The organism is Streptomyces sp. NPDC041124, assembly GCF_055592385.1.
In genome coordinates this window covers 695,294-715,084 of the sequence record NZ_JBVIYR010000003.1, presented here as the reverse complement: position 1 = coordinate 715,084, position 19,791 = coordinate 695,294, and the positions used below count along the sequence as shown (strand labels likewise).

Annotated in this window: 18 protein-coding genes and 1 pseudogene; 6 read left to right on the top strand and 13 right to left on the bottom strand. The window is 72.4% G+C overall.

Annotated features, from left to right (window positions below; all coding sequences use genetic code 11):
- Positions 1-42: 42 nt before the first annotated feature.
- From tilS to dacB, 3 genes are all read right to left on the bottom strand, one after another.
- Positions 43-1,068 carry a tRNA lysidine(34) synthetase TilS gene (gene tilS / locus ACZ6A9_RS11545; protein ID WP_468982732.1) on the bottom strand — a complete coding sequence of 342 codons (1,026 nt, stop codon included), beginning with the start codon at positions 1,066-1,068 and terminating at the stop codon, positions 43-45.
- Between the two features lie 192 nt (positions 1,069-1,260).
- The gene (locus tag ACZ6A9_RS11540; protein ID WP_468982727.1) at positions 1,261-2,394 is read right to left on the bottom strand and encodes a zinc-dependent metalloprotease; all 1,134 of its coding nucleotides are present in this window, start codon (positions 2,392-2,394) and stop codon (positions 1,261-1,263) included.
- Between the two features lie 168 nt (positions 2,395-2,562).
- On the bottom strand, positions 2,563-4,188 hold the full coding sequence (gene dacB, locus ACZ6A9_RS11535) for a D-alanyl-D-alanine carboxypeptidase/D-alanyl-D-alanine endopeptidase (RefSeq protein WP_468982721.1): 1,626 nt from the start codon (positions 4,186-4,188) through the stop codon (positions 2,563-2,565).
- Positions 4,189-4,267: 79 nt separating this feature from the next.
- Between dacB and ACZ6A9_RS11530 the strand changes: the two genes are divergently transcribed.
- Positions 4,268-4,759 carry an inorganic diphosphatase gene (locus ACZ6A9_RS11530; protein WP_030828087.1) on the top strand — a complete coding sequence of 164 codons (492 nt, stop codon included), beginning with the start codon at positions 4,268-4,270 and terminating at the stop codon, positions 4,757-4,759.
- Positions 4,760-4,894: 135 nt separating this feature from the next.
- A complete protein-coding gene (locus ACZ6A9_RS11525) occupies positions 4,895-6,595 on the top strand; it encodes a threonine/serine exporter family protein (RefSeq protein WP_468982714.1) in 1,701 nt (566 codons plus the stop codon).
- Positions 6,596-6,703: 108 nt separating this feature from the next.
- Here the strand turns inward: ACZ6A9_RS11525 and ACZ6A9_RS11520 are convergent, their stop codons facing one another.
- Both ACZ6A9_RS11520 and ACZ6A9_RS11515 read right to left on the bottom strand, forming a co-directional pair.
- Positions 6,704-7,630 (bottom strand): DedA family protein, encoded by a 927-nt coding sequence (locus tag ACZ6A9_RS11520; protein WP_468982709.1) that lies wholly within the window; start codon positions 7,628-7,630, stop codon positions 6,704-6,706.
- A 189-nt stretch (positions 7,631-7,819) separates the two neighbouring features.
- Positions 7,820-8,581, bottom strand: coding sequence for a MerR family transcriptional regulator (locus ACZ6A9_RS11515; protein ID WP_468982704.1), 762 nt, complete (start codon positions 8,579-8,581; stop codon positions 7,820-7,822).
- A 396-nt stretch (positions 8,582-8,977) separates the two neighbouring features.
- Here ACZ6A9_RS11515 and ACZ6A9_RS11510 point away from each other — a divergent pair, with 396 nt between their 5' ends.
- Positions 8,978-10,387 carry a glutamate decarboxylase gene (locus ACZ6A9_RS11510; RefSeq protein ID WP_468982995.1) on the top strand — a complete coding sequence of 470 codons (1,410 nt, stop codon included), beginning with the start codon at positions 8,978-8,980 and terminating at the stop codon, positions 10,385-10,387.
- Between the two features lie 5 nt (positions 10,388-10,392).
- On the opposite strand, the gene ACZ6A9_RS11505 is transcribed toward ACZ6A9_RS11510, so the two are convergent.
- From ACZ6A9_RS11505 to ACZ6A9_RS11480, 6 genes and pseudogenes are all read right to left on the bottom strand, one after another.
- Positions 10,393-11,121 (bottom strand): ABC transporter permease, encoded by a 729-nt coding sequence (locus tag ACZ6A9_RS11505; protein ID WP_468982990.1) that lies wholly within the window; start codon positions 11,119-11,121, stop codon positions 10,393-10,395.
- Between the two features lie 41 nt (positions 11,122-11,162).
- Entirely contained in the window at positions 11,163-12,134 is a 972-nt protein-coding gene (locus tag ACZ6A9_RS11500) for an ATP-binding cassette domain-containing protein (protein WP_468982700.1), read from the bottom strand.
- A 74-nt stretch (positions 12,135-12,208) separates the two neighbouring features.
- Entirely contained in the window at positions 12,209-12,850 is a 642-nt protein-coding gene (locus tag ACZ6A9_RS11495) for a PadR family transcriptional regulator (RefSeq protein ID WP_468982694.1), read from the bottom strand.
- A gap of 81 nt (positions 12,851-12,931) precedes the next feature.
- Positions 12,932-13,030: pseudogene (locus tag ACZ6A9_RS11490) on the bottom strand (type II toxin-antitoxin system RelE family toxin); the annotation flags it as partial.
- A 10-nt stretch (positions 13,031-13,040) separates the two neighbouring features.
- Entirely contained in the window at positions 13,041-14,501 is a 1,461-nt protein-coding gene (locus ACZ6A9_RS11485; protein WP_468982687.1) for an aldehyde dehydrogenase family protein, read from the bottom strand.
- 102 nt (positions 14,502-14,603) lie between these two features.
- A complete protein-coding gene (locus tag ACZ6A9_RS11480; RefSeq protein WP_468982986.1) occupies positions 14,604-15,428 on the bottom strand; it encodes a helix-turn-helix domain-containing protein in 825 nt (274 codons plus the stop codon).
- Between the two features lie 386 nt (positions 15,429-15,814).
- Between ACZ6A9_RS11480 and ACZ6A9_RS11475 the strand changes: the two genes are divergently transcribed.
- Complete coding sequence (locus ACZ6A9_RS11475) at positions 15,815-16,312, top strand: ATP-binding protein (RefSeq protein ID WP_468982681.1); 498 nt, start codon at positions 15,815-15,817, stop codon at positions 16,310-16,312.
- An 87-nt stretch (positions 16,313-16,399) separates the two neighbouring features.
- Here ACZ6A9_RS11475 and ACZ6A9_RS11470 read toward each other — a convergent pair whose 3' ends face one another.
- Entirely contained in the window at positions 16,400-16,684 is a 285-nt protein-coding gene (locus tag ACZ6A9_RS11470; protein ID WP_468982675.1) for a DUF397 domain-containing protein, read from the bottom strand.
- A 506-nt stretch (positions 16,685-17,190) separates the two neighbouring features.
- On the opposite strand from ACZ6A9_RS11470, the gene ACZ6A9_RS11465 reads away from it, so the two are divergent.
- Positions 17,191-17,661 carry a hypothetical protein gene (locus ACZ6A9_RS11465; protein WP_468982664.1) on the top strand — a complete coding sequence of 157 codons (471 nt, stop codon included), beginning with the start codon at positions 17,191-17,193 and terminating at the stop codon, positions 17,659-17,661.
- A 49-nt stretch (positions 17,662-17,710) separates the two neighbouring features.
- On the opposite strand, the gene ACZ6A9_RS11460 is transcribed toward ACZ6A9_RS11465, so the two are convergent.
- Positions 17,711-18,835: a DUF2786 domain-containing protein gene (locus ACZ6A9_RS11460; protein ID WP_468982661.1), complete on the bottom strand. Its 1,125-nt coding sequence runs from the start codon at positions 18,833-18,835 to the stop codon at positions 17,711-17,713.
- Positions 18,836-18,918: 83 nt separating this feature from the next.
- Here ACZ6A9_RS11460 and ACZ6A9_RS11455 point away from each other — a divergent pair, with 83 nt between their 5' ends.
- Positions 18,919-19,674 carry a Clp protease N-terminal domain-containing protein gene (locus ACZ6A9_RS11455; protein ID WP_468982659.1) on the top strand — a complete coding sequence of 252 codons (756 nt, stop codon included), beginning with the start codon at positions 18,919-18,921 and terminating at the stop codon, positions 19,672-19,674.
- Positions 19,675-19,791 lie beyond the last annotated feature (117 nt).

Genomic DNA, 19,791 nt, shown 5'->3' with positions numbered 1-19,791 from the left:
CCGGTCCGCCCCGCGGCTCGCAGGGGTCGGTGGGGTCCGGATTCAGCCTTGCCGAATCACCAGTCTGCCACCCTGCCGGCGGGCGACGACCCGGCCGGGGAGATTGATGGCCCCCTGACCGCGCCAGCCGGTGATCAGCCGGTCGACCTCCTCGATGTGGCGTGCGAACAGCGATCCGGCCGGTGCGCCGGCCTCGATGGCGGCGCGGCGCAGCACGCGGCGGCGCACGGCGGGCGGCAGGGCGTGCAGCGCGTCACAGGCGAGGCGGCCGTCGGCGTCGCGAACGCCCGCTTCGGCCCGGCCGGCCCATGCGTCGAGGGCGTCGGCGTCGTCGCGGGAGAGCTGGGCCGTACGGGCGAGTGCCTCGACGACGCCCTTGCCGAGGGCCTTCTCCAGGGCCGGCAGGCCTTCGTGGCGGAGCCGGGAGCGGGTGTAGGCGGGGTCGGCGTTGTGCGGGTCGTCCCAGACGGGGAGGGACTGGACCATGCAGGCGGTGCGGGCGGTCTGCCGGTCGAGCTGGAGGAAGGGGCGCCGGTAACGGCCGTCGGCCCCCGAGACCGCGGCCATTCCGGACAGGGAGCGGATGCCGGAGCCGCGGGCCAGGCCGAGCAGTACGGTCTCGGCCTGGTCGTCGCGGGTGTGGCCGAGCAGGACGGCTGCGGCGCCGTGCCGTTCGGCGGCGGTGTCCAGGGCGGCGTAGCGTGCGTCCCGGGCGGCGGCCTCGGGTCCACCGCCGCGGCCGACGGTGACGGCGACGGACTCGACCGGGTCGAGGCCGAGTTCGCGCAGGCGCTCGACGACGTCGGCGGCGCGCAGGTCGGAGCCGGCCTGAAGGCCGTGGTCGACGGTGACGCCGCCGGCCCGCAGGCCGAGCCGGGGGGATTCGAAGGCGAGGGCGGAGGCGAGCGCCATGGAGTCGGCGCCGCCGGAGCAGGCCACGAGCACGAGCGGGGAGGTGGGCCGCTCGTGCGCGGCCCGGCCGGGGATGCGGCCGTGGTCGTCGAGGATGTCGGTCAGGACGCGGCGGACCGCCAGGCGTATCGCCGCGACCGCAGGATGGGGACCCATGTCCGGTTCCCTTCATGAAGTTTTCGGGGGTGAGCCCGAGGTCCGGTCACTCAGAGTGTGTAGATGGTGACAGAACCGGGCCGTTCTCCGAGCATCGCACGCCTGCCAAGGACCCACGGTCCCTCGGACGGGTGATTGGTGGGGCGCCCGTCTGCCGTCGGCCGGATCCCTCGCTCGGCCGAGGCGCGGGGCTCACGCCTCCGGTTTGCGGTGCACCCGGGTGACCCAGTCCGCCGGTTTGGCGATCTCCGCCTTGGTGGGGAGCGTGTTGGGCGAGGTCCACACCCGGTTGAAGCCGTCCATGCCGACCTCGTCGACGACGGCGCGCACGAAGCGTTCGCCGTCGCGGTACTGCCGCAGCTTGGCGTCCAGGCCGAGCAGCTTGCGCAGGGCCATGTCGAGGCGGGAGGCGCCCTTGGCACGGCGCTGCTGGAACTTCTCGCGGATCTCGGCGACGCTCGGCACCACCTCGGGGCCGACGCCGTCCATCACGAAGTCGGCGTGGCCCTCCAGCAGGGACATCACGGCGGTGAGCCGGCCGAGGATCTCGCGCTGCGCGGGCGTCTGGACGACCTCGACGAGGGAGCGCCCCTCCTCGCCCTCCTCGCCCTCGGGCCGCCCGCCGGCGAGCGACTGCACGGCCTCGCGGACGCGTTCGAGGACGGTCATGGGGTCGACGTCGGTCTCCTCCAGAAACGACTGGATCTCGCCCTCGAGGTGGTCCCGCAGCCACGGCACGGCGGTGAACTGGGTGCGGTGGGTCTCCTCGTGCAGGGTCACCCACAGGCGGAAGTCGTGCGGTTCGACGTCGAGTTCGCGTTCGACGTGGACGATGTTGGGGGCGACGAGCAGCAGCCGGCCGCCGCCGTTCGCGCCGGCCGGGAGGTCGCGGGTGGCGGGGGCGAAGGTCTCGTACTGGCCGAGGACGCGGGAGGCGAGGAAGGACAGCAGCATGCCCAGTTCGACGCCGGTGACCTTGCCGCCGACGGCGCCGAGGACCGCGTTGCCGGGCCCGGTGCCGCGGCGTTCCTGCATCTTGTCGAGGAGCGGCCTGAGCAGTTCGCGGAAGCCGGCGACGTTGGCCCGGACCCAGCCGGGACGGTCGACGACGAGGAGGGGCGTGTCGTGGGTCTCCTCGGTGCCCATACCGGTGAAGCCCCGGACGTGCTCCTCCGAGGACTGCGCGTGCCGGCGCAGCTCCGCGACGACGGCCCGGGCCTCGTCGCGGCTCACGTCGGGGCCCGGCCGCATGAGGCGGGTCGCGGTCGCGACCGCGAGGTTCCAGTCGACCATCCCGGAAGAAGCGGCACCACCGATGCTCGTCATGCGTCAACGGTACGTGAGTGCTGCGGGTTGAGGCAGGGCGGCGAGGTGGCGGGGGCCTGCGCGGGGGTGTCGGTTCCCGGGTCTTCCTCGCCCCCGCCGCCCCTTCCCTCCCCCACCGCCCCGGCCCTCCGTTCACGCAGTTCCCCGCGCCCCCGGGGGCCGGGGTGGTCAGCGGCAGCCGCAGGCCGCGAGGGCGGTGGTGGCCTTGTCGAGGGCGGTCTGGGCCGGTGTCTGGCCGGCGGTGCCGTTGGCCAGGAAGGCGAAGGCCAGCAGCCGGCCGTCCCGGTCGACGACCGTGCCGGCCAGGGTGTTCACCCCGGTGAGCGTCCCCGTCTTGGCCCGTACGACACCGGCCGCGCCGTCGCCGTAGCGGCCCGCGAGGGTGCCGGTGAAGCCGGCGACGGGCAGGCCGGTGAGGGCGGGGCGCAGCTCGGGGTGGGCGGGGTCGCCGGCCTTGACGAGCAGGGCGGTGAGCAGGTCGGCGGTGAGCTTGTCGCGCCGGTCGAGGCCGCTGCCGTCCCTGACGTCGGCGCCCTTCACGGGGAGGCCGAGCTGCTTCAGACGGGCGGTGATCGCCGCTCCGCCGCCGGCGAAGTCGGCGGGCTTGCCGGTGGCGAGGGCGGTGTGCCGGGCCAGGGCCTCGGCGAGGTCGTTGTCGCTGTGCGTCAGCATCCGCTCGACGAGGGAGGCGAGCGGGGGCGAGGAGACCGTGGCGAGGGTGGTGGCCCGGGTGGTGGACTTCGACGGGCCGGGGGGCGTCACCTTGACGCCGTGTTCCCTCAGGAGGTCGCCGAACTTCCGCGCGGCGTCGGCGGCCGGGTCGGGGACCCTCGGCGCGGGTCCGCTGGAGGAGTCGTCGGTGCGCGCCTCGTCGACCATCAGGGGGGTGACGGCGGCGAGGTTGGGATTGACGCCGATCGGGTGCTTCGTGTCGCCCTTGTAGAGGGTCGTGTCGTACGACAGCGTCACCTCGCGCACCCCGCGCTTGGCGAGGGCGGCGGCGCTGCGTCCGGCGAGCTCGCGCAGACTGGCGAGGTCCCGGGCGTCCTCGCGGGCGGTGAGCGTGGGGTCGCCGCCGCCGACCAGCACGACCTCCCGGGTGTCGGGTTCGTACACCGCGCGGGTGGTGAGGCGGTGGTCGGCGCCCATCGCGGAGAGCGCGGCGACGGCGGTGGCGATCTTGGTGGTGGAGGCGGGGGTCAGTGCGTCCGCCGAGCCGGTGACGTAGAGCCGTTCGCCGGTGGCCACGTCGACCACGGCGGCGGAGCGGCGGCCCAGCGCCGGGCTCTTCAGGAGCGGGTCGAGGACGCCGGTGAGGGTCTTGGGGGCGGGCGCCGACCGCGCGGCGACGGCGGTGCCGCCGAGGCCGGTGAGCACGGACGGGGCCGGCGGGGCGGCCTGGGGCCCGCGGGGCGGCGTACCGGCGTGGGCCCGGCCGGCGCCGTGATCTGTGCCACGCGAGGCCTGCAGGGCCACGGCGCGGTCCCGCTCCGCCGTACGCTGGCCCGAGGAGTCCCAGGGACCGGCGGCGGTCACCACACCCGCGGCCAGCGCCAGACCGGCGGTGGCGGCGGTCGCGGTGAACTGCCAGGTCTTGGGCCGCGCGCCCCGCGGGACCCGCGGTGATCCCGGCCGGTCAGGCCGCGCGAACCGTGGCCCGACGGCCGCGGCGACGCGCGCCAGACGTGGTCGCACGGTCTCCGCGGCCCGGGTGAGACGCGGCCGTACGGCGCCCGCGATCCGCACGACGTGCGGTCTCGCGGCCCGCCAAGGCCTCAGCTCTGGCACGACCACCAGCCCCTTTCGCGATCACACACCTGCGTGAGGGACACTTAATCACCAGAACTATGTGCTGATCATGGAGGAGCGTCCGGTGGAGTTCGACGTCACGATCGAGATCCCGAAGGGTTCGCGGAACAAGTACGAGGTGGACCACGAGACGGGTCGGATCCGGCTGGACCGTCGGCTCTTCACCTCGACCGCCTACCCGACCGACTACGGCTTCGTCGAGAACACCCTCGGCGAGGACGGCGACCCGCTGGACGCGCTGGTCATCCTGGACGAGCCGACGTTCCCCGGCTGTCTGATCCGCTGCCGCGCCATCGGCATGTTCCGCATGACGGACGAGGCCGGCGGCGACGACAAGCTGCTGTGCGTCCCGTCGACGGACCCGCGCGTGGAGCACCTGCGCGACATCCACCACGTGTCGGAGTTCGACCGCCTGGAGATCCAGCACTTCTTCGAGGTCTACAAGGACCTGGAGCCGGGCAAGTCCGTCGAGGGCGCCAACTGGGTCGGCCGGGTGGACGCCGAGGCCGAGATCGAGCGGTCCTACAAGCGTTTCAAGGAGACGGGCGGCCACTGAGCCCTCCCGCTGCGGGACGCAGAACGGGCCGCGCGCGTGCGTGCGGCCCGTTTTGTCGTGCGTGCGCATACTGAGGCCCTACGGGGCAGGCTGTAGAACGATCACGGACGGTGTCGTACGAGGAGCGCAGGGCACGTGACGGACGCGGAGGACCGCAAGCCGCAGTCGGACGAGGCGAGGAGTGGCTTCCTGCCACCCGCCGGTGTCGCGGCGCCGGCCGAGCCCGACGCGTCGACGACGTCCGAGTTCGCCGTGCCCCAGGGGCTGGCCGTGTCCAGGCCGTCCGGCACGGAGTCGGAGACGACGTCCGAGTTCGCCGTGCCGGACGGCCTGGACGTGGCGCCGCCGCATCCGGCCGAGCCCGAGGGGTCGGCGTTCAACCGGCCCAGCACCTACAGCGCGAAGCAGCCGCCGCCGGCGTTCACCCCGCCGACCGGCGTACCGGCCGTCAGCCTCACCCGGGACGTGCCGTGGCAGGACCGGATGCGCACGATGCTGCGCATGCCGGTGACCGAGCGGCCGGCGCCGGAGCCGATCCAGCGGCACGACGACTCCGGGCCCGCCGTGCCGCGCGTGCTCGACCTGACCCTGCGGATCGGGGAGCTGCTGCTGGCGGGCGGTGAGGGCGCCGAGGACGTGGAGGCGGCGATGTTCGCCGTGTGCCGCTCCTACGGCCTGGACCGCTGCGAGCCCAACGTCACCTTCACCCTGCTGGCGATCTCCTACCAGCCGTCGCTGGTCGACGACCCCGTGACCGCGTCCCGCACGGTGCGGCGCCGCAGCCCCGACTACACCCGTCTGGCGGCCGTCTACCAGCTGGTGGACGACCTCAGCGACGCCGAGACCCACGTGTCCCTGGAGGAGGCCTACCGGCGGCTGGCGGAGATCCGCCGCAACCGGCACCCGTACTCCGGCTGGACGCTGACCGCGGCGAGCGGGCTGCTCGCCGGTTCGGCCTCGGTGCTGGTCGGCGGTGGCTTCCTGGTGTTCGTGGCCGCCGCGGTCGGCGCGATGCTCGGCGACCGGCTGGCCTGGCTGTGCGCGGGGCGCGGGCTGCCGGAGTTCTACCAGTTCACGGTGGCCGCCACGCCGCCGGCCGCCATCGGGGTGGCACTCACCGTGGCGCACGTGGACGTGAAGGCGTCCGCGGTGATCACCGGTGGGCTGTTCGCGCTGCTGCCGGGGCGGGCGCTGGTGGCGGGCGTGCAGGACGGTCTGACCGGCTTCTACATCACCGCGTCGGCGCGTCTGCTGGAGGTCCTGTACTTCTTCGTGGGCATCGTGGCCGGTGTGCTGACGGTGCTGTACTTCGGCGTGCAGCTCGGCGCGCAGCTGAACCCGGACGCGGTGCTCAGCGGCGATCCGCGCCCGGTGCTGCAGATCGTCGCGTCGATGGCGCTGTCCCTGGCTTTCGCGGTGCTGCTCCAGCAGGAGAGGTCCACCGTGCTGATGGCGACCCTGAACGGCGGGGTCGCCTGGGTGGTGTACGGGGCGCTGCACGTCACGGGAGACATCTCCCCCGTGGCGTCGACGGCGGTGGCGGCCGGTGTGGTGGGCCTGTTCGGGCAGTTGCTGGCCCGCTACCGGTTCGCGTCCGCGCTGCCGTACACCACGGCGGCGATCGGGCCCCTGCTGCCGGGTTCCGCCACGTACTTCGGTCTGCTGGGCATCGCGCAGAACGAGGTCACCGACGGGCTGGCGTCCCTCACGAAGGCCGTGGCCCTGGCCATGGCCATCGCGATCGGCGTGAACCTCGGGTCGGAGATCTCCCGCATCTTCCTGCGGATCGGTTCCCCGGAGAAGCGCCGGGCGGCCAAGAGGACGCGGGGATTCTGACGCGGTGCCGTCCGGCGGCGGTGCGGACGGCGTCCGGCTCGGAGCCCCGTGCGCAGGGGCGGCCGCGGGCCGGCTTGCCGCGCAGTTCCCCGCGCCCCTGTGGGCGCCTCAGTAGCCGCCGTTGTGGGGCTGCTGCTGGTGGTAGCGCGGGTCGTTGCCGTACGGCTGCTGCTGGGGGTGACCGCCCTGGTTGCCGTACGGCTGCTGCTGCTGGGGCTGCTGCTGCGGGTAGCCCCCCTGGTCGCCTCCGTACGGCTGCTGCTGCGGGTAGCCCCCCTGGTTTCCGTAGTGCTGCTGCCGGGGCTGCTGCGGGGCGGCCGGGGGGATGCGGCGCAGCTGGGTGGTGGCGTCGTCCATGAGCGGGGCCACCGGGGCCTGCGGGTACTGCGGGGTGGCCGGCGCTTCGGCGGCGGCGCGCTTCTTCTTACCGCGCTCGCGCAGGTACTCGATGATGATCGGCACCACGGAGAGGATGACGATCAGGACGATGATCGCCTCGATGTTGGTCTTGATGAACGCGATCTGCCCGAGCCAGTAGCCCGCGACCGTGACACCGCAGCCCCAGGCGATACCGCCGATGATGTTGTACGTGAGGAACGTGCGGTACCGCATGCGGCCGGCGCCGGCGGTGATGGGGGCGAAGGTGCGCACGATCGGGACGAAGCGGGCGAGGACGATCGCCTTGGGGCCGTACTTCTCCATGAACTCGTGCGCCTTCTCCAGGTTCTCCTGTTTGAAGAGCTTGGAGTTGGGCCGGTTGAACAGCTTCGGCCCGAGGAACTTGCCGATCATGTACCCGACCTGGTCGCCGATGACGGCGGCCAACACGATCAGGGTGCACACCAGCCACAGCGGCTGGCTGATGTAGTTGCCCTCGGCCACGAAGAGACCCGCCGTGAACAGCAGGGAGTCACCGGGCAGGAATGCGAAGAGTCCGGACTCGGCGAAGACGATCAGCAGGATGCCGGGAAGGCTGAAGGTCTCGATCAGGTAGTCCGGGCTCAGCCACTCAGGGCCGAGCGCAAGCGTGGTCACGGGGATGTGGCTCCTGCACTGGGAGGTAGGGGGCTGGGCTGGCTGCCCAAATTATGAACGCAGCCGTCGGAGCCCAGGTTCCGCGGGGGTACCCAGGATGCCCTGTGACCGGCCCCGGAGAAAGCCGTGATCCGCCACCTCGGGCGATACCGCTGGTCGTGGCCCGGAAGTGGGCCGGGCCACGACCGCTCAGGAGGCGTGCCGGGCGGCGTTGGCGACGATCGCGTCGCGCATGTAGGCGGCGAGACCGGGCTTCGCCCGGTCGATGTTCCGCGTGAAACGTTCGTCGCTGACGTACATCTCACCCAGGCAGGCGTGCATCTCGTGTCCGCAGTCGTAGTGGTTGCGGGAGATGCCCCGGCGGTGGTCCTCGGCAGCGTCCATCGCCGCCTCGGAGTCCGCCGGCTCCCCCTCCTCCATCAGGGCGACGAACCGCCGGCCGAGTTCGTCGGCCTCGTCCTGGATCCGCTGCCAGTCCTCCTTGGTGTAGGACGCGGTGCGCTGCCGCGACTGACGGTAGGCGTCGGTGTCGCCCCAGCGTTCCTGGACCTCCTCCGCGTGCTGGTCGGGGTCGAAGTCCCCGAAGACCTCGAACTTCTCCTGTGGGGTGAGGTTGATTCCCATCGTGCGTGCCTCCATCGCCTGTTCCACGGCCGCCGCCATCTTCCGCAGCTTCTCGATCCGGGCGGTCAGCAGTTCGTGCTGGCGGCGCAGGTGTGCGCGCGGGTCCGCGTCCGGGTCGTCGAGCAGGACGGCGACCTCATCGAGCGGGAAGCCGAGCGCCCGGTAGAACAGGATCTGCTGCAGCCGGTCCAGGTCGGCGTCGCTGTAGCGCCGGTGACCGGCGCGGCTGCGCCCGCTGGGCGAGAGCAGACCGATGCCGTCGTAGTGGTGCAGGGTGCGCACCGTGACGCCGGCGAAGCCGGCCACCTGTCCCACGGAGTAGCTCACTTCCGCTCCTTTCCGTTCGCGCTCCAGCCTGGGCCCTGACGTCACGTGAGGTGCAAGCCGCTTCCCGCTTTGTCCGTCTCGTCCGCATATCGTGTGCGCGTGGTCCAGGACAGCGCACAGCCGGCCCCCTCCCTCGCCGCGGCGGCCCCGGCACGCACGCCGCTGCCGACCCTCGTACCCGCGCCGCCCGTGGGCGTGGTGACGAGTCCGGTCCTGCCGGGGGCCCGCACCGCCGCCGAGGAGTCGCGGGACGTCCTCCGGCGGGCCGTGCCGGACGCCCTCGGCGCCGGCAGGTACTCCGGCGTCGTGGGCTGGGGGACGGGACGGCGGTCCGGTGAGCCACGAACCCCGACCCGCCCCGGCCCCTTTGGGCCACCGACCCCTCACGGAGGCACCATGCCGCTCCACAACGGCCCGCAGCACAAAGAGCGCCGCCTGTCCGTCAACCCGTTCCTGGGACCGGCCAACCCGGTCGGGGACATGCTCGGGGCACCGCCCAAGCACCGGCTGCCCGACGGGCCCATGGCTCCCTCGACGGCGTACCAGCTCGTGCACGACGAGCTGATGCTGGACGGCAACGCGCGGCTGAACCTGGCCACCTTCGTCACCACCTGGATGGAGCCCCAGGCCGGGGTCCTGATGGCGGAGTGCCGGGACAAGAACATGATCGACAAGGACGAGTACCCGCGCACGGCCGAGCTGGAGCGGCGCTGCGTGGCGATGCTCGCCGACCTGTGGCACGCCCCGCACCCGTCGGCGGCCATGGGCTGTTCGACGACCGGGTCCAGCGAGGCGTGCATGCTCGCCGGGATGGCGATGAAGCGGCGCTGGATGCGCCGCAACGCCGACCGCTACCCGTCGCCGGACGCCCGGCCGAACCTCGTCATGGGGGTCAACGTCCAGGTCTGCTGGGACAAGTTCTGCACCTTCTGGGAGGTGGAGCCCCGTCAGGTGCCCATGGAGGGCGAGCGGTTCCACCTCGATGCGGCCGCCGCGGCCGCCCTGTGCGACGAGAACACCATCGGGGTCGTCGGCATCCTGGGTTCCACCTTCGACGGCTCGTACGAGCCGGTCGCGGACCTGTGCGCCGCGCTGGACGAACTCCAGGAGCGCACCGGCCTGGACGTCCCGGTGCACGTGGACGGGGCGTCCGGCGCGATGATCGCGCCCTTCCTCGACGAGGACCTGGTGTGGGACTTCCGCCTCCCGCGGGTGGTGTCGGTCAACACCTCCGGGCACAAGTACGGGCTGGTCTACCCGGGTGTCGGCTGGGTGCTGTGGCGGGACGCGGAGACGCTGCCGGAGGAGCTGGTCTTCCGGGTGAACTACCTGGGCGGCGACATGCCGACCTTCGCGCTGAACTTCTCCCGCCCGGGTGCGCAGGTCGTGGCGCAGTACTACACGTTCCTGCGGCTGGGCCGGGAGGGTTACCGCGCGGTGCAGCAGGCCTCGCGGGACGTGGCCACGGGCCTGTCCGCGCGGATCGAGGCGCTGGGCGACTTCCGCCTGCTCACCCGGGGCGACGAGCTTCCCGTGTTCGCCTTCACCACCGCCCCGGAGGTGACGGCCTACGACGTGTTCGACGTGTCCCGGCGGATGCGGGAGAGCGGCTGGCTGGTGCCCGCCTACACCTTCCCGGCGAACCGCCAGGACCTGTCGGTGCTGCGGGTGGTGTGCCGCAACGGTTTCTCCGAGGACCTCGCGGACCTGTTCGCCGAGGACCTGGCCCGGCTGCTGCCGGACCTGCGCCGGCAGCCGCGCCCCCTCACCGGGGACAGGAACGCGGCCACCGGGTTCCACCACTGACACCGCTACCGGCTCAGCCGCGCGAACCGCCGTACCGCCAGCGGGAAGAACAGCGCGAGCAGCGCCACGGGCCACAGCACGGCGGCTCCCACGTGCCCCGGCTCCCCGCCCGGACCGCCGAACAGGTCGCGTACGGCCGTGGCCGTGTGGGACATGGGGTTCCACTGGACGACCGTGCCCAGCCAGCCGGGCATGGAGCCGGGGTCGGCGAAGGCGTTGGACAGGAAGCCGACCGGCCAGACCAGGATCTGCACGGCCTGGACCATCTCGGGTTTCCCGGCCACCAGCGCCAGGTGGATGCCGATCCACAGCATCGCGAACCGGAACAGCAGGAGCAGTCCCACGGCGCCCAGGAAGCCCGCCGCACCGCCGTGGGCGCGCCAGCCCAGCGCGGCGGCGACGGCGAGGAGCACCGCCAGGCCGAGCGCCGACTGGAGCATGTCGGCCGCGGAACGGCCGACCAGGACGGCGCCGTTGGCCATCGGCATGGAGCGGAAGCGGTCGACGACGCCCTTGTTGAGGTCCTGGGTGACGGCGATCATGGTGCCCTCCAGGCCGAAGGCCATGGTGAGCGCGAGCATGCCGGGCACCAGGAAGTCGAGGTAGTCGCCGCTCACGCCCCGGCCGCCGCCGACCAGGTAGCCGAACATCAGCAGCAGCATCACCGGGAACACGAGGTTGACCACCACCGTCACCGGCTGCCGTCCCCAGCGGGCGAGTTCGCGGCGGGTCATGGTCCAGGAGTCGGTCAGGGCGTAGGTGTGGGTCGTGGTGGTCACGCGGCCTCCTTCACTCGCTCGTCCCGCCCGGTCAGGCGCAGGAACACCTCGTCGAGGGTGGGCCGGCGCAGGGCGATGTCCTCGGCCTCGACGCCGGCCTCCTCCAGCGCGCGGACCACCGCGGCCAGGGCCGCCATGCGGTCGGTGACCGGTGCGCTCAGCAGTCGCCGGTCGGTGTCCACGGTGACCGCGTCCTCCGGTACGGGCAGCAGGGCGACGGCCGCGCCCAACTGCCCGGCGTCGCGCAGCACGACGTCGATGCGGTCGCCGCCGAGGGCCGCCTTGAGCTCGTCCGCCGTGCCGTCGGCGACGACCCGCCCCGCGTCCACCAGACAGACGCGGTCGGCCAGTTGGTCGGCCTCCTCCAGGTACTGCGTGGTGAGCAGGACGGTCGTGCCGCCGCCGACCAGGGAGCGGACGGAGTCCCACACCTCCGCCCGGCCGCGCGGGTCGAGGCCCGTGGTCGGTTCGTCGAGGAAGAGCACCTCCGGTTCGGTGATCAGGGAGGCGGCCAGGTCGAGGCGGCGCCGCATGCCGCCGCTGTAGTGCTTCACCGCCTTGCGTCCGGTGCCGGCGAGCCCGAAGCGCTCCAGCAGTTCACCGGCCCGTGCGCGGGCGCGCCGCGCACCCAGGTGGTACAGGCGGCCGAACAGCTCCAGGTTCTGCCGGCCGCCGAGCTCCTCGTCGAGCGCCGCGTGCTGGCCGAGCAGGCCGATGCGCTGTCGTACGGCGTAGGCCTCGCGCACCACGTCGCGTCCCGCCACCTCGACCCGGCCCGCGTCGGGGCGCAGCAGGGTGGCCAGGATCCTCACCAGGGTGGTCTTGCCCGCGCCGTTCGGCCCGAGCACCGCGTGCACCGTGCCGCGCGCGACCGTGAGGTCGAGCCCGTCCAGTGCGGGTCTGTTGTTGCCGCCGCCTCCGCCGTAGGTCTTGCGTACGTCCTCGACGGTGATCGCCGCGTCGGTCAAGGGAGCCCCCTAGCTAGTCAAAGTTGACTACCAGCTCGACGGTAATGCCCCGGCGACCCACTCGTCAAACTTGATTACCGGGCGTCCCCCGGATGCCGCTCCCCCGTGGCGTACGGATTCTCCTCGCCCTCGCCGAGGACACCGACGAAGGGCTCACCCTCACCGGCGAAGGAGTAGGCGCCGCCCCGGACGCGCTCGATGAGCCCCCGGGTCCACGCGGCGCCGGTGTCGGCCGAGTGCACCCACAGGTCCATGATCTCCCCGATGTGGCCCAGCTGACCGGGCCCTTCCTCGGGCGTGTAGTACTCGGTGACGGCCTTGCGCCATTCCTCGATCGAACGCAGCCGCTGCTCCAGGAGCGCGAGGGCCTCCGCGCGGTCGAGGTCGACCATCAGGCCGAGCCCCGCCGAGAACACGTCGGGCTTCTGGTCGTAGGAGGTCAGCGCCTCGCGCAGCAGCCGGAAGAACTCCTCGGTGCCCTGCTCGGTGACCTCGTACTCCGTGCGGGGCGGGCCGCCGGCCGTGGACGGGGCGATCTCGTACGCGTGCAGCAGGCCCTGCTTGGCCATCTGCTTCAGCGCGTGGTAGATCGAACCGGGCTTGGCGTTGGACCACTCGTGCGCGCCCCAGTACTCCAGGTCGTTGCGCACCTGGTAGCCGTGGGCCCGGCCGTGCTGGCGCACCGCGCCGAGCACCAGGAGACGGATCACTGACATGCGGCCCAGCGTAGGCCGCGCGCGCTCGGCCCCGGGGGTCGCCCTGCGTCCCGACCCAACGGCCCTGGACTCCGGGTGGGCTCACGCACCAGTGCGGCCGACGTGCTCGATGTGGAGCGTGCGGGTGTCATGGTCGACGCGGTAGAGGACCCGCCAGGGGCCCTGGTGAAGACGGCGGTGCCGTAGCCGCTCAGAAGGGGAAGCCGCTCCGACCGTGCTGCACCGAGATCCACTTCATCGTGGTGAAGGCGTCCAGCATGGTGTCGCCGTTGAGCCGGCCGCTGCCCGAGTGCTTCTCGCCGCCGAAGGGGACGATCGGCTCGTCGTGCACGGTGCCGTCGTTCACGTGGAACATGCCGCTGTCGATCTGCTTGGCGAAGTGCACGCCCCGCTCGATGTTCCCGGTGTGCACGGCGCCGCTCAGCCCGTACGGGGTGTCGTTGACGATGCGTACGGCCTCCTCCTCGCCGTCGAACGTCACGAGGAAGGCGACGGGACCGAAGACCTCCTGCCGCAGCAGGGCCGAGTCGGCGGGCAGGCCGGCCAGTACGGACGGCTCGACCAGGTTGTCGGTGCGCTCGCCGCGCACCAGGGCGGTGGCGCCCTCGGCCAGCGCCTGGTCGACGACCGCCTCGAGGGAGTCGGCCTGACGGGAGTTGATCACCGGGCCGATGACGGTCTCGGGGTCCCGCGGGTCGCCGGCCTTGAGGGACTTCACCTTGGCGACGAACTTCCCGGTGAACTCCTCGGCCACCGCGCGGTCGACCAGCACCCGGTTGGCGGCCATGCAGACCTGGCCCTGGTGGACGTACCGGCTGAACACGGCCGCGTCCACGGCGTAGTCGAGGTCGGCGTCGTCGAGGACGACCAGGGCGCTGTTGCCGCCGAGTTCGAGGACGGCGCGCTTGAAGAGGGAGGCGCAGACGGTCGCCACGTGGCGGCCGACCTGGTCGGAGCCGGTGAAGGAGATGACCTTCGGGATCGGGTGCTCCAGGAACGCGTCGCCGATCTCCGCGATGTCGGTGATCAGCACGTTCAGCAGGCCGCCGGGCAGGCCCGCGTCCTCGAAGATCTTCGCGACCAGCGAGCCGCCGACGATCGGGGTGTTCTGGTGCGGCTTGAGGACCACGCCGTTGCCGAGGGCGAGCGCGGGGGCGACCGACTTCAGTGACAGCAGGAACGGGAAGTTGAAGGGGCTGATCACACCGACGACGCCGACGGGCACCCGGTAGACGCGGTTCTCCTTGCCGTCCACCGGCGAGGGGATGATCCGGCCCTCGGGGGCGAGCGCGAGGTGGACCGCCTCGCGCAGGAACTCCTTGGCGAGGTGCAGCTCGAAGGCGGCCTTCAGCCGCGTGCCGCCGAGTTCGGCGACGATCGCCTCGGCGATCTCCTCCTCGCGCTCCTCCACCAGCTTGAGCGCCCTCTCGAACACCGCGCGGCGGGCGTAGGGGTTGGTCGCCGCCCACTGCTTCTGCGCGCGGGCCGCCGCCCGGTACGCCTGATCGACCTCGTCGACCGTGGCTATGGTGATCGACGCGAGCTTCTCGTCGTCGTACGGGTTGAAGTCGATGATGTCCCAGGAGCCGGAGCCCGGGCGCCACTCACCGTCGATGTACTGCTGAGCCAGGTCGGTGAAGTACGACGACATGTGATCCCTCGATCCTTCGCTGCATCAGCAGACCGCTGATCAGCCCCGCGGTCTGATCACGCGTCATCGTACTTGTGTTTCAACGGAGTTGGGGGCGCTCCGTCAGGAGAGCTGCAGCAGTCCCCGCAGCAGATCCCGGCTCTCGGAGGGGCCCGGGCTGTCGTGCTGGAGCTCCTTGAGCGCCTTCTCGTACTGGCTCACGTCCTCGGCCTTGTCGAGGTACAGCGCGCTGGTCAGCTGCTCCATGTACACGACGTCCGAGAGGTCGGACTCGGGGAAGCTGAGGATGGTGAACGAGCCCGACTCGCCGGAGTGGCCGCCGAGGCTGAACGGCACGACCTGCAGCCGGACGTTGGGCCGCTCGGAGACCTCGATGAGGTGCTGGAGCTGGCCGCGCATCACCCCGCGGTCGCCGTAGGGCCGGCGCAGGGCGGCCTCGTCGAGGACGACGTGGAACTCCGGGGCGTTCTCCGCGACCAGGTACTTCTGCCGCTCCAGGCGCAGCGCCACCCGCCGCTCCACATCGGCGTCGCTCGCGCTCTTCATGCCCCGCCGCACCACCGCGCGGGCGTACTCCTCGGTCTGCAGCAGACCGTGCACGAACTGCACCTCGTACGCGCGCAGCAGCGAGGCCGCGCCCTCCAGGCCCACGTAGGTGGGGAACCAGCTCGGCAGCACGTCCGAGTAGCTGTGCCACCAGCCGGCGACATTGGCCTCCTTGGCGAGGGAGATCAGCGAGGTGCGCTCCTGCTCGTCCGTGATGCCGTACAGCGTCAGCAGGTCCTCGACGTCCCTGGTCTTGAAGCTCACCCGGCCCAGTTCCATCCGGCTGATCTTCGATTCGGAAGCGCGGATCGAATAGCCCGCCGCCTCGCGCGTGATCCCCCGCGCCTCACGCAGTCGCCTGAGTTGTGATCCGAGCAGCATGCGCCGCACCACCGATCCCGGCTCTCCCGCGCTCACGTTCGCCAGCCTCCCCAACGTCTTCAAGGCCCGCAGTCTGCCACTAAAACACTTCGAGCAGTACTCGTCCGGTTACGCAAACGGTATCCAGCCGGGCGATCCGATCGGGAAGCATCACCGAACGCGCGGCCGGACGCAACGAGAAGGCGGGAGAACAGCCAGGAGGGCACGGGAAGATGACGGAAAAATTGACCAACAAACCCCCACGGGCGGGACCAATTCGGTCAGCTGCACGTGCATCTGCCCTTGCATCTGCTGTGCGCATCCGAAACCATGGTCTCCGCACCACCGCCGCTCGCTACGACCGCGAATTCCCGGGAGTGCCTCGCATGGGGACGAATGGATCGACCATGCTCGAGCCGTTACGGCAGGGCCTTCCGCCGCTGAACCTCTCGGCCGCGTCCGACGCCGCATCCTGTGCCCTCCCCGCCCGTTTCGAAGCGGTCCGCGACGCACGGCAGTTCACCCGCAAGACGCTCGACCAGTGGGACCTCGGCGACCGTTTCGACGACGTCTGCCTGGTGGTCTCCGAACTGGTCACCAACGCCCTGCGGCACGCCCTGCCGCCCGGCGCCACGCGACTGACGCCGCAGGAACCGCCGGTACGGCTGCACCTGATGCGGTGGACCGAACGGCTGGTGTGCGCGGTGCGCGACCCCAGCGACGACAGCCCCGTCGCCCGCGACTCCGACGACTTCTCCGCCGAGTCCGGCCGCGGGCTGTTCCTGGTGGACTCCTTCAGCGACGGCTGGGGCTGGCACCCGCTGGCGGGAGCGCTCAGCGGCAAGGTGGTGTGGGCGATGTTCCGGCTCCCCCGGCCCGCCGGGGACAGCGGTCCCGGCCGCTGACGAACACCGGCGCGCACGGGTGCGACGGTTCTACGCGCGTCGCCGCCCCTGGGGCGTCCCGGGCCCCTCGGGGCCCACCCGGGTGCGTCAGCCGGCGACCAGGTGGTCGAACTCGCCGTCCTTCACGCCCAGCAGCATGGCCTCGATCTCCGCGCGGGTGTAGACGAGCGCGGGGCCGTCGGGGAAGCGGGAGTTGCGCACGGCCACCTCGCCTCCGGGCAGCCGGGCGAACTCCACGCACGATCCCTGGGAATTGCTGTGCCGGCTCTTCTGCCAGGCCACTCCGTCCAGCCCGGTGGCCGCCATGCCGTTGCGCACGCCGGGCGGGCCGGCACCGTCGTTCACGTCACCGTCGAACACGTCGTGGTCCACAGGTCGCTCCCCGCTGGTGCACTGGCTGATGTGGCCATTGATGCAGTGGTCAACTGACCCGGATCATAGCTTTGTTCAAATGCAGATGCATGGGCAGATGCACGTGCACGCGGGGTGTTCCCGTGATTACAGCGTCGACGGTCGCGTCGTGCCCGCTTTGACGGACGCTTTACCGAGTCCCCGCTCCCTGAGAGACGCGTCCGAGGGCATGCCTGTTCCCTCCTGTGCCGTTCCGGTGAGATGAGTCGCCCTGAGTGCGAGCTGCGTCACGGGGGGCGGGGGCTGGCCGGGGGCGGGCGGTTCCTGTTAGCTGACTGCGGTCGTCCGGCCGAGGGGGCCGGCAACAGGCAGGGGGGCTCGTGGTGACTGCGGAGGCTTCGAGGGCTTCGGCGCGTCCGGTGAGGCACGCGCCCGTACCGCCGCGCGGCGCGCACGCACCCGCACCGCGCGGATCGTCCGCACCCGCACCGCGCGGATCGTCCTCGGGGCGCGCGAGGGTGACCGCCGTGGCCGTGGGGCTGGCCGGCGTGCTCGCCCTGACGGCGTGCAGCGGGGACGGCTCCGACGGCGCGGACGACTCGGCGAGCCCGGCCCCGTCCGCCACGGCGTCCGCGGACTCCGGCGGCGCCACGGGAGACTCCGGGGCGAGCGGGGCCCCGGCGGGCGAACTGGACGGCAGCTGGCTCACCACCACCGGGGGGAACGCCGTGGTCCTCATGGTCGACGGCGAGGAGGCGGCCGTCTTCGCCACGGGCGGCACCCTGTGCACCGGCACCGCCCGCGAGGACGGTGGGAGCCGGTCGATCAGCCTGAAGTGCGACGACGGCACGGAGGACCGGGCGAGCGGCACGGTCGAATCGGTCGACGCGACCTCCCTGAAGGTCACCTGGAAGGGCGCCCTCGGCACCGAGACGTACACCAAGGCCGAGGGCGGCGACTTCCCGACGGGGCTGCCGACGCCCGGACTCGGTTCCTGAGGAACGCCCGCCCTCCCGGCGACGACGGCGCGGGGCGGCGGGGCCCGGCTCAGGGCAGGCGCGGGCGCGCCCCGACCTGGGCGCCGTCCGCCGCGCGGGCGCCCTCCTCCCAGCCCGCCGCGTCACTCACCCCGCGCATCCGCGTGGTGGTCGTCTCCGGGAACAGGCGGTCCGTGCGATCGGCGACCGCCACCGCGCGGGAGGCGAGCACCGGGAGCAGGTCGTCGCTCACCCCGGTCTCGGCGGCGGCCGCGAGACGCGTCCCCACGCGGTGCGCGTAGGCCGCCAGGAACGACTGCCGGAAGGTCTTGGTCCGCCTCCGTCCGCCGGCGCGCTGCGCGGCCTCCGCCCTGGCCATCGCGGTGGTGGCCTGCACGAGCAGGGAGGTGTAGAGGAGCTCGACCGCCTCCAGGTCGGAGGCGAAGCCGACCACGGTGGAGAAGCCGAAGGGCTCGTTCCACACCGCCCGGCAGCGGTTCGCGCCCGCGACCGCGTCCAGCAGCACCGCCTTGGCCTGCTCGTACGGCGGTTCCACCCCGATCCGGCAGGCGCCCGGGGTCTCGCCCGAGGGTTCCCGCGCCGCGAGCAGCGCCTCGTCGACGCTGTGCCGCGCCATCAGCTCCTGCGCCTTGGCGCTGAGCGCCTCCGCCTCCTGCGGGAACCCCGTCGCCTCCGCCTTGGCCAGCAGGGCGCGGATGCGGCCGAGCATGCGGGACTCCGGCCGCCGGTCGCGCGGGCCGGGGGCCGCCGTCTCGTCGAGGGGTTCCAGCGCGGGCAGGCGCAGCAGCAGGCGGTACAGCTCCAGTACGGCGGTGGCGTGAGAGAAGCGGTCGCCGGGGGGAGCGGTGGCCGGGCCCCCGTCGCCGAGCCGGTCCAGCTGGGCCTTCCAGCGGGGCCCCCGCGGCCGGTCGTCGCGCGGTGCCTGCGTGCGGATCAGCGCCGAGACGAGGTGGACGTGCACGTCGTCCAGTTCGCGCCGGACGATCCGTACGACGTCGGCGGGCTGCCAGCCGCGCCGCCAGACGGTGCTCAGGAACTCCTCGCCCCGCCGGGCCGCTTCGGCGTCGGCCCCCGGGTCGGCGGCGAGCAGGGACGCCCCGGTGTCGAGGGCGGTGTCGCCGGTCTCGTAGAGGGCGGCCCGGAAGGCCCGGTCGACGGTGCTGGACGTACTCACGGGTCCGATCGTGCCATGGCCGGTTCGCCCGAAGGTGTCAACCTTGGGTTGACACCCTCTCACTGTCAACTTACGGTTGACACATGACGACGAACCCCGCCATCACGTCATCCGTACGCCTCGACGACCTCATCGCGGCGATCAAGAAGGTCCACGAGGAGCCGCTGCGGCAGCTCCAGGACGCGGTGCTCGCCGGTGAGCACCTCGGGGACGTGGCCGACCACCTGATCGGCCACTTCGTGGACCAGGCCCGGCGTTCGGGCGCCTCCTGGACGGACATCGGCAGGAGCATGGGGGTCACCCGGCAGGCGGCCCAGAAGCGCTTCGTACCCAAGGAGGGCAACGACCTCGATCCGAGCCAGGGCTTCCACCGCTTCACACCCCGCGCCCGCAACACGGTCATGGCCGCCCACAACGAGGCCCGGGCCGCCCAGAACGCCGAGGGGCTGCCCGAGCACCTCGTCCTCGGTCTGCTGGCCGAGCCCGAAGGACTCGCCGTGCGGGCGATCCGTGAGCAGGGCGTCACCGTGGACGCGGTCCGCGAAGCCGCCCGCGCGGCACTCCCACCGGCCGTCGAGGACGCCCCCGAGCTGGTGCCGTACGGTCCGGCGGCCAAGAAGGTCCTGGAGCTGACCTTCCGCGAGGCCCTGCGCCTCGGCCACCAGTACATCGGCACCGAGCACATCCTGCTCGCCCTGCTCGAGCACGGGAACGGCGAGGGCGTCCTCGACGGCCTCGGGGTCACCAAGACGGCCACCGAGCGGTACGTCGCCGAGGCGGCGGCCCGGTACGCCGAGACCCGGGCGGAGACCGAGGACGACGACACGCGGGAGGCCTGACCCCGCCGGGGCCCGCGGCGGCCCGGTCCGCAGTGGCCGCCGGGGGGCCGGTCCGGGGCGGGGCGGCCCGGCCCGCGCCGGCCCGTCCGGGGTGCGATGTCAGACCCTCCTGCCACA

Coding starts and splice junctions, on each gene's coding strand:
- ACZ6A9_RS11455 (WP_468982659.1), top strand. CDS start 18,919: ATGACGACGAACCCCGCCATCACGTCATCCGTACGCCTCGACGACCTC.
- ACZ6A9_RS11495 (WP_468982694.1), bottom strand. CDS start 12,850: ATGTCAGTGATCCGTCTCCTGGTGCTCGGCGCGGTGCGCCAGCACGGC.
- ACZ6A9_RS11505 (WP_468982990.1), bottom strand. CDS start 11,121: ATGACCCGCCGCGAACTCGCCCGCTGGGGACGGCAGCCGGTGACGGTG.
- ACZ6A9_RS11475 (WP_468982681.1), top strand. CDS start 15,815: ATGCTCGAGCCGTTACGGCAGGGCCTTCCGCCGCTGAACCTCTCGGCC.
- ACZ6A9_RS11510 (WP_468982995.1), top strand. CDS start 8,978: ATGCCGCTCCACAACGGCCCGCAGCACAAAGAGCGCCGCCTGTCCGTC.
- tilS (WP_468982732.1), bottom strand. CDS start 1,068: ATGGGTCCCCATCCTGCGGTCGCGGCGATACGCCTGGCGGTCCGCCGC.
- ACZ6A9_RS11485 (WP_468982687.1), bottom strand. CDS start 14,501: ATGTCGTCGTACTTCACCGACCTGGCTCAGCAGTACATCGACGGTGAG.
- ACZ6A9_RS11540 (WP_468982727.1), bottom strand. CDS start 2,394: ATGACGAGCATCGGTGGTGCCGCTTCTTCCGGGATGGTCGACTGGAAC.
- ACZ6A9_RS11480 (WP_468982986.1), bottom strand. CDS start 15,428: ATGCTGCTCGGATCACAACTCAGGCGACTGCGTGAGGCGCGGGGGATC.